At 58.3% G+C, this 12,218-nt stretch carries 15 protein-coding genes; 3 read left to right on the top strand and 12 right to left on the bottom strand.

The window, feature by feature from the left end; translation table 11 throughout:
• Nucleotides 1–15: 15 nt before the first annotated feature.
• From AC2FI7_RS02410 to AC2FI7_RS02375, 8 genes are all read right to left on the bottom strand, one after another.
• A complete protein-coding gene (locus AC2FI7_RS02410) occupies nt 16–2,217 on the bottom strand; it encodes a 3-hydroxyacyl-CoA dehydrogenase NAD-binding domain-containing protein (protein WP_496815595.1) in 2,202 nt (733 codons plus the stop codon).
• The gene (locus AC2FI7_RS02405) at nt 2,210–2,698 is read right to left on the bottom strand and encodes a cupin domain-containing protein (protein ID WP_496815594.1); all 489 of its coding nucleotides are present in this window, start codon (nt 2,696–2,698) and stop codon (nt 2,210–2,212) included. Before AC2FI7_RS02405 ends, AC2FI7_RS02410 begins: the two co-directional genes overlap by 8 nt.
• Nucleotides 2,698–3,909, bottom strand: a complete 1,212-nt coding sequence (locus tag AC2FI7_RS02400; protein WP_496815593.1) for an acetyl-CoA C-acetyltransferase — start codon at nt 3,907–3,909, stop codon at nt 2,698–2,700. Before AC2FI7_RS02400 ends, AC2FI7_RS02405 begins: the two co-directional genes overlap by 1 nt.
• 12 nt (nt 3,910–3,921) lie before the next feature.
• Entirely contained in the window at nt 3,922–4,560 is a 639-nt protein-coding gene (locus AC2FI7_RS02395; RefSeq protein ID WP_260025087.1) for a glutathione S-transferase family protein, read from the bottom strand.
• 66 nt (nt 4,561–4,626) lie between these two features.
• Entirely contained in the window at nt 4,627–4,839 is a 213-nt protein-coding gene (locus AC2FI7_RS02390; RefSeq protein ID WP_260025088.1) for a hypothetical protein, read from the bottom strand.
• A 53-nt stretch (nt 4,840–4,892) separates the two neighbouring features.
• Nucleotides 4,893–6,674, bottom strand: coding sequence for an acyl-CoA dehydrogenase C-terminal domain-containing protein (locus AC2FI7_RS02385; RefSeq protein WP_010438894.1), 1,782 nt, complete (start codon nt 6,672–6,674; stop codon nt 4,893–4,895).
• A 36-nt stretch (nt 6,675–6,710) separates the two neighbouring features.
• A complete protein-coding gene (locus tag AC2FI7_RS02380) occupies nt 6,711–7,112 on the bottom strand; it encodes a MerR family transcriptional regulator (RefSeq protein WP_039536426.1) in 402 nt (133 codons plus the stop codon).
• Between the two features lie 174 nt (nt 7,113–7,286).
• Nucleotides 7,287–7,655: a MerR family transcriptional regulator gene (locus AC2FI7_RS02375; protein ID WP_010438899.1), complete on the bottom strand. Its 369-nt coding sequence runs from the start codon at nt 7,653–7,655 to the stop codon at nt 7,287–7,289.
• 117 nt (nt 7,656–7,772) lie between these two features.
• Between AC2FI7_RS02375 and AC2FI7_RS02370 the strand changes: the two genes are divergently transcribed.
• From AC2FI7_RS02370 to AC2FI7_RS02360, 3 genes are read left to right on the top strand one after another with little or no spacing between them, the layout of a single operon-like run.
• Nucleotides 7,773–8,192, top strand: a complete 420-nt coding sequence (locus AC2FI7_RS02370) for a PaaI family thioesterase (protein ID WP_010438901.1) — start codon at nt 7,773–7,775, stop codon at nt 8,190–8,192.
• Nucleotide 8,193: 1 nt separating this feature from the next.
• Nucleotides 8,194–8,709, top strand: a complete 516-nt coding sequence (locus AC2FI7_RS02365; RefSeq protein WP_010438904.1) for a PaaI family thioesterase — start codon at nt 8,194–8,196, stop codon at nt 8,707–8,709.
• A gap of 2 nt (nt 8,710–8,711) precedes the next feature.
• Nucleotides 8,712–10,028 (top strand): MATE family efflux transporter, encoded by a 1,317-nt coding sequence (locus AC2FI7_RS02360; RefSeq protein WP_029621722.1) that lies wholly within the window; start codon nt 8,712–8,714, stop codon nt 10,026–10,028.
• On the opposite strand, the gene arsC is transcribed toward AC2FI7_RS02360, so the two are convergent.
• From arsC to AC2FI7_RS02340, 4 genes are read right to left on the bottom strand one after another with little or no spacing between them, the layout of a single operon-like run.
• Nucleotides 10,025–10,366: an arsenate reductase (glutaredoxin) gene (arsC, locus tag AC2FI7_RS02355; protein ID WP_010438909.1), complete on the bottom strand. Its 342-nt coding sequence runs from the start codon at nt 10,364–10,366 to the stop codon at nt 10,025–10,027. The genes AC2FI7_RS02360 and arsC overlap by 4 nt on opposite strands.
• Nucleotides 10,363–11,421: a quinone-dependent dihydroorotate dehydrogenase gene (locus tag AC2FI7_RS02350; RefSeq protein WP_496815590.1), complete on the bottom strand. Its 1,059-nt coding sequence runs from the start codon at nt 11,419–11,421 to the stop codon at nt 10,363–10,365. The genes arsC and AC2FI7_RS02350 overlap by 4 nt, the downstream gene beginning before the upstream one ends.
• Nucleotides 11,418–11,849, bottom strand: a complete 432-nt coding sequence (locus AC2FI7_RS02345; protein ID WP_496815589.1) for a DUF1330 domain-containing protein — start codon at nt 11,847–11,849, stop codon at nt 11,418–11,420. Before AC2FI7_RS02345 ends, AC2FI7_RS02350 begins: the two co-directional genes overlap by 4 nt.
• Nucleotides 11,846–12,184, bottom strand: a complete 339-nt coding sequence (locus AC2FI7_RS02340) for a DUF952 domain-containing protein (RefSeq protein WP_010438914.1) — start codon at nt 12,182–12,184, stop codon at nt 11,846–11,848. Before AC2FI7_RS02340 ends, AC2FI7_RS02345 begins: the two co-directional genes overlap by 4 nt.
• Between the last annotated feature and the right edge of the window lie 34 nt (nt 12,185–12,218).

Genomic DNA, 12,218 nt, shown 5'->3' with positions numbered 1-12,218 from the left:
GCCAGCAGCTCAATATCAGGCAGCTTCGGCCTCTGGGTTGAAGCGACCATAGAAACTCTGACCTTTCTCGGCCATTTCGCGCAGGAGCGGTGGGCACGCAAAACGCTCGCCATAGGCCTCGGTCAGTTGGTCGCAACGCTCAGATGCATAGGGCGTGCCGATGATGTCCAGCCAACTGAGCGGACCACCCGACCAAGGGGCAAAACCCCATCCAAGGATTGCACCCACGTCGCCTTCGCGGATGTCCTCAAGAACACCTTCTTCCAACGCACGAACCGCTTCCAAAACCTGCGCGAACATCAGGCGTTCCTGCACTTCGATCAGGTCGGGTTGTTCGGCAGCCAGCGGGTATTTGTCCTGCAAACCCTTCCAGTATTCGACGCGTTTACCCTTGTCGTCATAGTCGAAGAATCCGGCATTGGCCTTGCGGCCCAGACGCCCCTGTTCCTCCATCCAGAAGATCAGATCGTCCGAGGGGCTATCAGGATAGGCATCGCCCATCGCTGCTTTCGTTGCCCGTGCTATCTTGGCCCCGAGATCGATTGAGGTTTCGTCCGTCAACTGGATCGGTCCTACCGGGAAACCCAACTGCCGCGCGGCATTGTCTATCAAGATCGGACTGACGCCCTCGGTGATCATCCGAGCACCCTCGTTGATATAGGGGATGATGCAGCGGTTGGCGTAGAAGAAGCGTGCGTCATTGACCACGATCGGCGTTTTGCGGATCTGGCGCACGTAATCTAGCGCTTTGGCCACCGCGCGATCGCCAGTTTCCTTGCCTTTGATGATTTCGACCAGGAACATCTTCTCTACGGGCGAGAAGAAGTGGATGCCGATGAACTGCTCGGGCCGCACCGAAGCTTTAGCCAGATCGGTGATCGGCAGGGTCGAAGTGTTCGAGGCAAAGATGCAATCTTCGGGGATGATCGCTTCGACCTTCTTGGTCATCTCAGCCTTGACGCACGGGTCTTCGAACACGGCTTCGATGATCAGATCACAGCCTCTTAGGTTCTCTAGGTCGGGGGTCGCGGTGATCTGGCCCAGCATGGCCTCTTTCTTCTCAGCCGTAACCTTGCCGCGCTTGATGCCCTTGTCCAGATAGGTCTCGGAATAGGCTTTGCCTTTGTCGGCAGCTTCCTGATCACGGTCGATCAGAACAACTTCCATGCCCGCTTGAGCCGAGACCAGAGCAATGCCTGCGCCCATCATGCCAGCACCCAGGACGCCGATCTTTTTGACCCGCTGATCGGGCACATCCTTGGGCCGCACAGCGCCTTTTTCTAGCGCCTCCTTGTTCAGGAACAGCGAGCGGATCATCGCCGAAGACGAAGGGTTCATCAGCACGTTGGTGAACCAACGGGCTTCGATCTTCAGGGCGGTGTCGAAGTCAACCAGCGCGCCTTCGTAGATGGAACTCAACAGAGCCTTGGCCGCCGGGAATGCACCTTGTGTCTTGCCATTCACCATCGCGCTTGCGCCGACGAACGTCATGAAGCCAGCTGGGTGGTAGGGTGCGCCGCCGGGCATTTTGTAGCCTTTCGCATCCCATGGTTTGACCAGATCGGAATCCTTGGCGTTCAGAACCCATTCCTTGGCCGCGGCAACCGGATCGTCCGCCACGGCGTCGATCAGTTGCGCGCCTTTGGCCTTCTTCGAGTCCATCATCTTACCTTCCAGCAGCACCGGAGCTGCCGCCATTGCACCAACCATCCGGCTGTAGCGCATGGTGCCGCCGCCGCCGGGGAAGATGCCGAGCAAAATCTCGGGCAGGCCGATCTTAGCCTTTGGATTGTTGGTCATTACCCGGTGGTGGCAGGCTAATGCGATCTCGGTCCCGATCCCGGCACAGGTGCCGTTGATGGCGCAAGCCACTGGTTTGCCGCCCTTTTTGGACTTGGGGTCCATACCTGCCAGCTCCAACCGACGCAGGATGTTGTGGCCGCTCATGACAAAGTCGAACAAAGCCTGAGCCGGCTCGTCTCCGGCTTCCTGACGGATCGTGGCGAGGGTGCTCAGATCCATGCCGCCCGCAAACGACCCTTCCTTGCCGCTGGTGATAACAATCCCTTTGATCTCATCATCTGCCAGCGCCTGATCGATCAGTTCACCGACCAAAGTGAAAGCCTCGCGGCTCAGGACATTCATGGATTTGCCCGGAACGTCCCAGGTGATGAAGGCAACGCCGTCGGCGTCTTTGCTGAGGGTGAAATCAGTCATTGTCATCTCCAATCTGGTCAGCCGTCAGTGGGCTGCCATCCTTGCGGGTAAAGCGAAAGTCGTCGCCCTCGAACTTCACCATCATGTCTATGTCGCTGTAATAGCCGGTCTCGGTCGGGGTCCGTGTGCCCACCACCAGAAAACTCGCGGGCGCGTCGGTTTTGTTCACAAGGTGATGGCCATTGGCGTCACCTGCAGGCCAGGCGGCGCAGTCACCGGGCAGCATCTCATGCTCGCCATCATCATCGATCAGCACACATTTGCCGCTGAGCATGATGGCAAACTCGTCCTGCTCCATATGGTAATGGCGCAGCGAGGATAGACCGCCCGGTTCCAGCCGTACGATGTTGACCCCAAATTGCGTCAAACCGTTCGCATCCCCCAAGGGTTGGACGTAGCGGTCGCCACCTGCTCTGGCCAGTTTGCCAGGATAGCCCGAGCCGTTCCGAAACGGGATTTTGGAAAGATCAATTTTAGGCATCAGACACGCTCGATAATGGTTGCCGCACCCATACCGGACGCGATGCAGAGTGTGGCCAGACCGGTTTCTTTGTCCTGGCGCTCCAGCTCGTCCAGCAGCGTACCTATGATCATTGCACCAGTCGCACCCAGCGGGTGACCCATCGCGATCGAGCCGCCATTGACGTTCACCAGCGCAGGATCGACATCAAACGCCTGCTGGAACCGCAGCACGACCGAGGCGAAGGCTTCGTTCACTTCGAAAAGGTCCAGATCGCCGATCTTCATGCCATTGTCGGCCAGAATCTTTTCGGTCACAGGAACCGGGCCGGTCAGCATGATGGTCGGGTCGGTGCCGATTTTTGCGGTCGCCTTGATGCGCGCGCGCGGCTTCAGGCCGTATTTCTCGCCGAACTCCTTGTTGCCGATCAGTACAGCCGCCGCTCCATCCACGATGCCCGAGCTGTTGCCGGCGTGGTGGATGTGATTGATGCGCTCAAGATGCGGGTACTTGATCATCGCAACCTTGTCGAAGCCCGGCATTTGCTCGCCCATCATCTGGAAGGATGGGTTCAGCGCGCCGAGGCTCTGCATGTCTGTGCCGGGGCGCATGTACTCATCGTGGTCCAGAATGGTCAGGCCGTTCTGATCCTTGATCGAGATCACCGACTTATCAAAGCGGTTGTCTTCCCACGCAGCAGCCGCTCGTTTCTGAGATTCAACGGCCAGCGCATCCGCATCGTCGCGGCTGAACCCATATTCGGTTGCGATAATGTCGGCCGAGATACCTTGCGGCACAAAATAGGTTTCCATCGCCAAAGACGGGTCAACGGCAATCGCCGCACCATCGCTGCCCATGGCCACCCGGCCCATCATCTCGACACCGCCTGCGATATAGGCTTCACCTGCGCCGCCTTTGACCTGATTTGCGGCCAAGTTCACGGCCTCCATGCCCGAGGCACAGAAACGGTTGATCGCCAGGCCGGGGATCGATTCATCCAGATCCGAAGCCAGAACTGCCGAGCGTGCCAGACAGCCACCTTGCTCCATCACCTGCGTGACGTTGCCCCAGATCACATCCTCGACGGCGTGACCTTGCAGATTGTTGCGCTCTTTCATTGCGTTCAGGGTCAGGGCCGACAGGCGTACCGAGGTTACCTCGTGCAGGCTGCCATCCTTGCGGCCCTTGCCGCGCGGAGTACGCAGGGCGTCATAGATATAGGCTTCGGTCATGGGGTCTTCTCCTTAAGCTCGATCCGACGGGTTGCCGGGCATCAGGTCGTAGGGGTGTTTCCAGCCGGGCTGTTCGCTGAGGCGCGTCAGCCAGGCGTCAATATTGGGCCAGTCGGCGCGATCAAAGCCGAATGGTTCGGGGTAATAGAGGTAGCCGCAGCAGCTGATGTCAGCATTGGTCACGCCGTTGCCAACGATCCAGTCACGGCCGTCAAGATGGGCGTTCAGCGTCTGATAAGCTGCCTTGAGGCGACCCTGATTAAACGCGATAACATCCGGGTTGCGGTGCTTCTCGGGCAAGAAGTTGATCAGGAAACGGGTCAGCCCGGCCATCGAGCTAAGCTTGTGGTTGTCCCACAGAACCCATCTGAAGATCTCGTAATTTTCATCACGATCTTTGCCGCCGAATTTTCCGGATTTTTCCGTCACATAAGCCTGAATCGCGCCGGACTGACTGGTGCGAAAATCACCGTCCACCATCACGGGGGCTTCACCCATCTCATTCACTTCTGCCCGAAATTCAGGGGTGCGCGTCACACCCCCGAAGAAATCAACAAAGACCGGCTCCCAGTCCAGACCGGACATTTCCAACGCAAGCGCGGCTTTGTAGCTGTTTCCGCTTTCACCAAAGCAATGCAGTTGAATGGTCATGAGCGCGCGCCTCCCAAGGCATAAAGATATGTTTTCTGTGCGACCTTCAGTGGCCAGCACGAAGTTTTAACGTTTTCGAGCTTCCAGCTCTGAATTAAATATGCGCAGCCTATGCGTCAGGTTTTCGTCATCGATCACGCTGTTGAAATTCTCAAAAAGGAACGACAAAGCCTCACCTTCATCCAATCCCGCCTCTCGTGCGAAACCGCGGAGCTTACGGTAGCCGTCCTCGGTCATCGCGACCGGAAATCGGCGGGTCAGGCGAAAGCGTTTTGGCATCTTGTCTCCTCCAGGGGTGGGTTCGGGTTACGACGCCCGAGCCCACACTGAGATCAGAAGTTCGCCGCGTCCAGCGCCATTACCGTGTCCGCTCCGGTCTGGATGCGGGCCAGATGCATGGCCGTCGCGGGTAGGCGACGGGCCATGTAGAAGCGGCCGGTATTGATCTTGGTCTCGTAGAACTCTTTATCCGAGGCACCACCGTCCAGTGCGTCCTGAGCGGCCTTTGCCATCTGCGCCCACATCAGGCCCAGACAGACATGGCCGAACATGTGCATGAAGTCGTATGACCCGGACAGAGCGTTGTTTGGATTCTTCATACCTTCCTGCATGAAATACATGCCGGCGGCCTGCAGGTCCTTGGAGGCGGCCTTCAGTGGTTCGATGAAGGCTTTATCATAAGCTTCGTCCTTGCCACCGTTCTCCTTGCAGAAGCTTTTGACCATCTCGAAGAAGGCCATGACATGCTTGCCGCCGTCCTGGGCCAGCTTCCGACCCACAAGATCCAGCGCTTGAACGCCATTTGCACCTTCGTAGATCATCGCAATCCGGGCATCGCGGGTGTATTGCGACATGCCCCATTCTTCAATGTAGCCATGGCCGCCATAGACCTGCTGCGCCTGAACAGTCATGTCGTAGCCTTCGTCAGTCAGGAAGCCTTTGATGACTGGCGTCAGCAGTGAGATCAGCCCGTCCGCGTCTTTGTCTCCCGAGCGGTGCGCCTTGTCGATCATGGTCGCGCCCCACAGGATGAACGCACGCGCACCCTCGGTGAAGCTTTTCTGATCCATCAGGTTGCGGCGAATGTCGGGGTGTACGATCAGCGGATCGGCGGGGCCGTCCGGGTTTTTTACGCCTGTTACATCGCGGCCTTGCAGGCGATCTTTTGCGTATTCCAAGGCGTTTTGATAGGCCGCTTCGGCCTGAGACAGGCCTTGCATGCCCACACCTAGACGCGCTTCGTTCATCATGGTGAACATGGCGCGCATACCTTTGTGCTCTTCGCCCAGCAGCCAGCCGGTTGCCTCGTCATAATTCATGACGCAGGTCGAGTTGCCGTGGATGCCCATCTTCTCTTCGATTTTGCCGACCGAAACACCGTTGCGCTCGCCCAGCGAACCGTCTTCGTTCACGATGAATTTGGGGACGATGAATAGCGATACGCCCTTGATGCCCTCGGGGCCGCCAGGGATTTTGGCCAGCACCAGATGGATGATGTTGTCGGCCATGTCGTGATCGCCAGCCGAGATAAAGATCTTCTGACCGGAAATCTTGTAGCTGCCGTCGTCCTGCGGTTCGGCTTTGGTACGCATAAGCCCAAGATCGGTGCCGCAATGCGGTTCCGTCAGGTTCATGGTACCGGTCCATTCGCAGCTGACCATGTTCGGCAGGTAGGTGTTCTTCTGCTCGTCAGTGCCGTGCGCTAGAATGGCTGAGGCCGCGCCGTGGGTCAGGCCCTGATACATCACAAATGCCTGGTTCGCGCCCGAGAACATCTCACCCACCGCTGTGCCCATCACATAGGGCATGTTCTGGCCGCCATACTCTCCCGGCATGTCGAGGCCCGTCCAGCCACCTTCTTTCATCTGCTCAAAGGCGTCTTTGAAACCTGTGGGGGTGTACACAATACCGTTTTCCAACCGGCACCCTTCGGTGTCGCCCACCACGTTCAGCGGGTGCAATACGTTGGAGGCAACCTTGCCAGCCTCTTCCAGAACCGCGCCGGTAAACTCGGCTTCCAGTTCGTCATAGCCGGGGATATCCGACTGTGAGATTTTCAAAACGTCGTGCAGGATGAACTGCGTGTCTTTGGTTGGCGCGTTGTAGACGGGCATGTGAAGCTCCCTTAATTCATATGTCCGGAGGCGGGTTTATTCAGCCGCCTTCTTTTCCTGTTTCATCGAGGCGATCACCTTCTCGCCCCAGCGCAACTGCTCTTTCAACTCGTCGATGGCCTGTGTCAGCTCTTCGCGGCGCGATTCCATGTCAGCAAGGCGCTCGCACGCGATTTCATATGTGCGGGACATCTGTGTCAGCTGTTGGTCACCGACGTGATACAGGTCCAGAAGCTGGCGGATTTCTTCGAGGCTGAAGCCAAAGCGCTTGCCGCGCAGGATCAGTTTCAGGCGTGCACGATCCCGTTTGGTGAACAGGCGTTTTTGGCCCTCGCGGATCGGAAACAAAAGCTCTTTGGCCTCGTAGAACCGCAATGTGCGGGGCGTGACATCATATGTCTCGCACATTTCGCGGATGGTCAGCAGATCTTCGGTCAAGGTTCAAACTCTCATCACTGGCGTCATGCAACCTGAGTTGCGCAGTCGATGAGCGTTTTACAACACACAAGTGACGTTTACGTAATGCGGACGCTACGTCACAAATAAGTTGACGTAACATCCGGTCGCGTAAGCAGGGGTTTCGGCAATTTTGTTGCCGTAAGGGAAGGGCGATTACTTCAACAGATTGACGGTCTGGTCGCGCAATTGCTGCAGCGCATCCATCGCCTCATCCAGCTGCGCGCGTTGCTGACGCAGCTCTTCCATTTGCCGATCTGCCATCTCGATGAAGGTCGCCATCTGGGCCTGATCGCCCTGATCTTCGTAGATCAGCAACCACTGGCGAATCTCTTCCAGAGGAAATCCAAACTTGCGACCACGTAGGATCAGTTTCATTCTTGCGCATTCACGAGCACCATAGAACCGCGACCGACCTTCGCGGTCCGGTTGCAGCAACTCGATATACTCGTAATAGCGCAGGGTGCGCGGGGTCACGTCGAACTCGGCGCACATCTCTTTGAATGACAAACGGGTGTCGGACATTCTGGGTCTCCTCGGCTGCAACCTAGGGCGTCGTTGCGGCAAGCGCAACAGGTGGGCTTGCCCTTGGCGTAAACGCAGGCCCATAAAGGGGTGGCTATAAGGATAGGACCCAACCCCATGGTCGATAAGACAGTTTTAGCGCGGCAGTTCATCGAGGCGATTCCGCATGCAAAAGCCCTGGGGCTTGATTTGACCCATATCGGAGAGGGTGAGGCCGAAATCTCGATGCCCTACAACGAGCAACTAATCGGCGACCCCAGAACCGGAGTAATCCATGGTGGCGCGGTTTCTGCCATGCTTGATACTTGCTGTGGTGCTGCGGTGATGAGCCACCCATCGGCCCCCGGAGGAACCGCTACAATCGATCTTCGTATTGACTACATGCGGGCCGCGACGCCCGGTCAAAGTATCCGGACACGGGCGACCTGCTATCACATCACGCGCAATGTGGCCTTTGTTCGTGCGACGGCGACGGATGATGACAGCGACCGACCGGTTGCTACTGCCTCGGGCGCATTCACCGTGGAGGGGCGCTGAGATGGCAAGACCTCGCCCCGAACCCATGCAGGTAGTCAAGCAACGCCGTGATGCCGCTCTGACCGCTTTGGTCGAAGGTGTGCCGTATATTCGGTTCCTCAACATTACATTCGACCGGCGTGGGGACGAACTGACAGGTGTACTGAATTTCGATGAGAAGTTGATCGGCAATCCCTTTCTGCCTGCCATCCACGGCGGTGTGACGGCGGCGTTCCTGGAAGTCACTGCCGTTATCACGCTGAGTTGGGAGCATATGTTCCCCAGGATTGAAAGCGGTGAGATCGGTGCCGAAGATATCTTGACCGACGAGAATATCCGCTTTCCCAAAACCATCGACTTCACGGTCGATTACCTGCGGTCTGGTTTGCCGCGAGACGCTTATGCACGCGCATTCATCAACCGATCGGGTCGACGTTATGCTTCTGTCCGGGTCGAGGCTTGGCAGGACAACCACGCCAAACTCTTTGCGCAAGGCACCGGGCATTTCTTAATGCCGCAGCCTCCGACAAAGCCGTGAGCTTGGAGGAGGCCAACGCGCCCATCACCCATCGGCGCGTCCTGAAAATCGCGATGCCGATCGTGCTGTCGAACGCGACCGTGCCGATCCTTGGCGCGGTCGATACCGGCGTTGTCGGTCAGATGGGGCTGGCAGCACCTATCGGGGCAGTGGGCATGGGTGCGGTGATCCTGTCGGCGATCTACTGGATTTTCGGCTTTCTGCGGATGGGGACCACCGGGCTGGCCGCACAGGCGCGCGGTGCGGGCGATACAGCAGAAACCGGAGCGTTGCTCATGCGCGGCTTGCTGCTGGGCGCAACGGCCGGTTTGGTCTTTATCGCTGCACAAGTTTGGGTATTCCTTGGGGCTTTTGCACTGTCTCCAGCCAGCGCCGAGGTCGAGTCTCTGACGCGCGCCTATCTGGAAATTCGCATCTGGGGCGCTCCGGCCACGATTGCCCTTTATGCGGTGACAGGCTGGCTGATCGCAGTCGAACGCACGCGAGGCGTATTCATCCTGCAGATATGGATGAACGGGCTGAATATCGTGCTGGATCTATGGTTCGTGCTTGGCCTTGGATGGGGTGTCGAAGGCGTTGCCATTGCCACTCTGATCGCCGAATGGACAGGCCTTGCGTTGGGCTTATGCCTGTGTCGAGAGGCGTTTGGCGGCAACCAGTGGCGGGATTGGCCGCGAATTTTTGACCCAATGCGTTTGCGCCGGATGATGCAGGTAAACGGTGATATTATGGTGCGCTCGGTTTTGTTGACCGGGGCATTCACAACGTTTCTGTTTGTCGGTTCCGATCTGGGCGACGTGAATTTGGCGGCCAATCAGGTGCTGTTGCAGTTTCTCGAAATCACTGCCTTTGCTTTGGACGGCTTTGCCTTTTCGGCTGAAGCGCTTGTCGGTGGAGCCGTCGGCGCGCGCGACCGCCGGAAAGTCCGGCGCGCATCGGTCATGGCTTCGCAATGGGGCGTTGGCGGGGCCGTCGGGCTTGGGCTGATGTTTTATTTGGCAGGGCCGGCGCTCATCGATCTGATGTCAACATCGCCCGAGGTTCGGGCGACGGCACGCGAATATCTGTTCTGGGCTGCTCTGGCACCGGTCATCGGGGTGGCAAGCTGGATGTTCGACGGTATCTATATCGGTGCCACCTGGACCCGCGATATGCGCAATGCGATGATCCAGTCGGTCGCACTGTACGTGGTCGCGCTGTTCGTGCTGGTGCCGACGATGGGTAATCATGGCCTCTGGGCCGCGCTGATGGTCTTGAACATCGCGCGTGGGCTTACGCTTGGCTGGCGCTATCCTCGACTTGAGGCACAGATCGCCTAAAGCAAGTCCAGCAGGTTTTCCGGCGGGCGTCCGATAGCGGCTTTGTCGCCCGCGATGGCCAACGGGCGCTCGATCAGGATTGGGTGGTCGACCATGGCCTGAATAAGCACCTCATCGGGTGAGGTCTTGGTCAGACCCAGCTCTTTGAACGTCTTCTCTCCGTTGCGCATCATGCTGATCGCCGGGATATTCAGCTTGGCCAGAACTGTCCGGATTTCATCAGCCGAGGGCGCGTCTTCAAGATATTTGCGCACCTCAGGCTGTGCACCGTTTTCCTGCAACAATGCCAAACCCGCGCGGGACTTGGAGCAGCGCGGGTTGTGCCAATATTCGATCATAGCCAGTCCTCTCGTTTGCTGCCCACCGCCTGCGCGACCGAGGTGTATCCGTCGCGTGCCAGCAGGTCATCCAACCCCTGCGCGATTTCAGCGGCCAGAGAAATCCCTCCATAAACCATCGCCGTGTAGAACTGCACTGCGGAAGCACCGGCGCAGATCTTGGCATAGGCCTGTTCTGCTGAGCTGATGCCGCCAACCCCGATCAGCGGGATATCTGCGCCCGTCAACTGGCTGAGCTGCGCCAGCACACGTGTCGATTTCTCGAACAGGGGCGCGCCGGATAGGCCACCAGCCTGATCCTTGTGTGCACTGCGCAGGCCATCGCGCGACAGTGTGGTGTTGGTTGCGATCACCGCGTCCACACTGGTTTCACCGGCGACATCGGCGATGTCCTGCAATTCGGCCTCGGTCAGGTCAGGGGCGATTTTCAGGAAGATCGGGATCGGGCGGGGCAGGGCGTTTCGGGTTTCGATCACACCGCTGAGCAGCGCAGTTAGCGCCGCTTTGCCCTGCAAATCTCGTAGTCTTTCGGTATTGGGCGAGGACACGTTGACGGTGGCAAAGTCCAGATGCGCAGCGCAATGGGCAAGCACTTTGGCGAAGTCTCCAGGCCTATCGTCACTGTCCTTGTTGGCCCCAAGGTTCAACCCGATCACTGCATCCTTTGGGCGCTGCGCCAGACGCGCGGCCATGACCTCCATACCTTCATTGTTGAAACCAAAGCGGTTGATCGCCGCGTGGTCTTCGGTCAGGCGGAAGAGGCGTGGTTTTGGATTGCCGGGCTGTGGGCGGGGTGTCACCGCGCCCACTTCGATAAACCCGAATCCGGCGCGCGAGAGCGGTGTCAGCGCCTCACCATTTTTGTCAAACCCCGCAGCCAGTCCAACGGGGTTTGGCAAATCCAGGCCTGCAACACGGGTTTTAAGACGATCCGATGTGACCGGCCCGGGCGTCGGTGCCAGCCCCGAGGTCAGGGCCTTGATCGAAAGCCCGTGTGCAGTTTCAGGGTCAAGGCGGTGCAGGGCGGCCAGCCCCAGTTTCTCAGTCAGTTTCATCCGAAGGAAGCTCCACCCTCTGTTGGCGCGCAGCGGATCAGGCGCGAGGTTTCAACGGCGGCTTGCCGGTGCATCACGGCAGTGCGATAAGCTGGGTCGGTCACCATCTCAAGAAACGCATGGGTGGTGGGATAGCGGGCGATAAACACTTCGTCCCATTCTTCATCCTGCGGCCCGATTAGCGTGGTCTGAAACGTACCGCGCCAAAGGATCGTTGCACCTATGCGGGCGATGATTGGGGTAGTCTCTGCCCCGTAATTGCGGTAGGCTTGCGCTCCGGTCAACCCAGCATTGGCCAGCGGATGATCCGACGGATACTGCGCTGTGTCGCGGAACTTCACCAAGTTGAGCATCTCGATCGGATGGTCACGGTTGAGGTCTTTGAATGCCTCAAACTGTTCCCGATCCGGGTCGATGAAGCGGGTCATTCCATCCCCTCCGGGAACCGGTGGGCTTGACCATCAAAGGGCAGGTCTTGCGACCAAATCACGTCCGACATTCGAATTTGACGATAAAGGTGAGGAAACAGCGCACCGCCGCGCGAGACCTCCCATTTCAGATCGTCGCCCATGGCATCCGCATCACATGCCAGAAGTGTTAACCCCGCGACACCAGCGAAGTGCTTGGCGGCTGTCTCTGCAGCCTGTTCGGCGGTTGAGAAATGGACGAACCCATCTGTCACATCAATCGGAGCCCCGTTCGAGGCTCCGTGTGCCTGCAAGTCGGCCCACTCGTCGGCCCGGAAAATCTTGTAAATCAGCATATCGGTCTGATGCCTTGCGCGTCGGGTAGAATCA

This window comes from Ruegeria sp. YTSA064, from assembly GCF_059610325.1.
The sequence above is the reverse complement of the archived record's forward strand: the minus strand, read 5'-3'. Positions and strand labels throughout refer to the sequence as shown.

Bases quoted from the DNA above. Each gene is read 5' to 3' on its own strand.
- AC2FI7_RS02370 (WP_010438901.1), top strand. From the start codon at position 7,773: ATGGTCGATAAGACAGTTTTAGCGCGGCAGTTCATCGAGGCGATTCCG.
- AC2FI7_RS02365 (WP_010438904.1), top strand. From the start codon at position 8,194: ATGGCAAGACCTCGCCCCGAACCCATGCAGGTAGTCAAGCAACGCCGT.
- arsC (WP_010438909.1), bottom strand. From the start codon at position 10,366: ATGATCGAATATTGGCACAACCCGCGCTGCTCCAAGTCCCGCGCGGGT.
- AC2FI7_RS02385 (WP_010438894.1), bottom strand. From the start codon at position 6,674: ATGCCCGTCTACAACGCGCCAACCAAAGACACGCAGTTCATCCTGCAC.
- AC2FI7_RS02350 (WP_496815590.1), bottom strand. From the start codon at position 11,421: ATGAAACTGACTGAGAAACTGGGGCTGGCCGCCCTGCACCGCCTTGAC.
- AC2FI7_RS02345 (WP_496815589.1), bottom strand. From the start codon at position 11,849: ATGACCCGCTTCATCGACCCGGATCGGGAACAGTTTGAGGCATTCAAA.
- AC2FI7_RS02410 (WP_496815595.1), bottom strand. From the start codon at position 2,217: ATGACTGATTTCACCCTCAGCAAAGACGCCGACGGCGTTGCCTTCATC.
- AC2FI7_RS02405 (WP_496815594.1), bottom strand. From the start codon at position 2,698: ATGCCTAAAATTGATCTTTCCAAAATCCCGTTTCGGAACGGCTCGGGC.
- AC2FI7_RS02390 (WP_260025088.1), bottom strand. From the start codon at position 4,839: ATGCCAAAACGCTTTCGCCTGACCCGCCGATTTCCGGTCGCGATGACC.
- AC2FI7_RS02340 (WP_010438914.1), bottom strand. From the start codon at position 12,184: ATGCTGATTTACAAGATTTTCCGGGCCGACGAGTGGGCCGACTTGCAG.
- AC2FI7_RS02400 (WP_496815593.1), bottom strand. From the start codon at position 3,909: ATGACCGAAGCCTATATCTATGACGCCCTGCGTACTCCGCGCGGCAAG.
- AC2FI7_RS02375 (WP_010438899.1), bottom strand. From the start codon at position 7,655: ATGTCCGACACCCGTTTGTCATTCAAAGAGATGTGCGCCGAGTTCGAC.
- AC2FI7_RS02395 (WP_260025087.1), bottom strand. From the start codon at position 4,560: ATGACCATTCAACTGCATTGCTTTGGTGAAAGCGGAAACAGCTACAAA.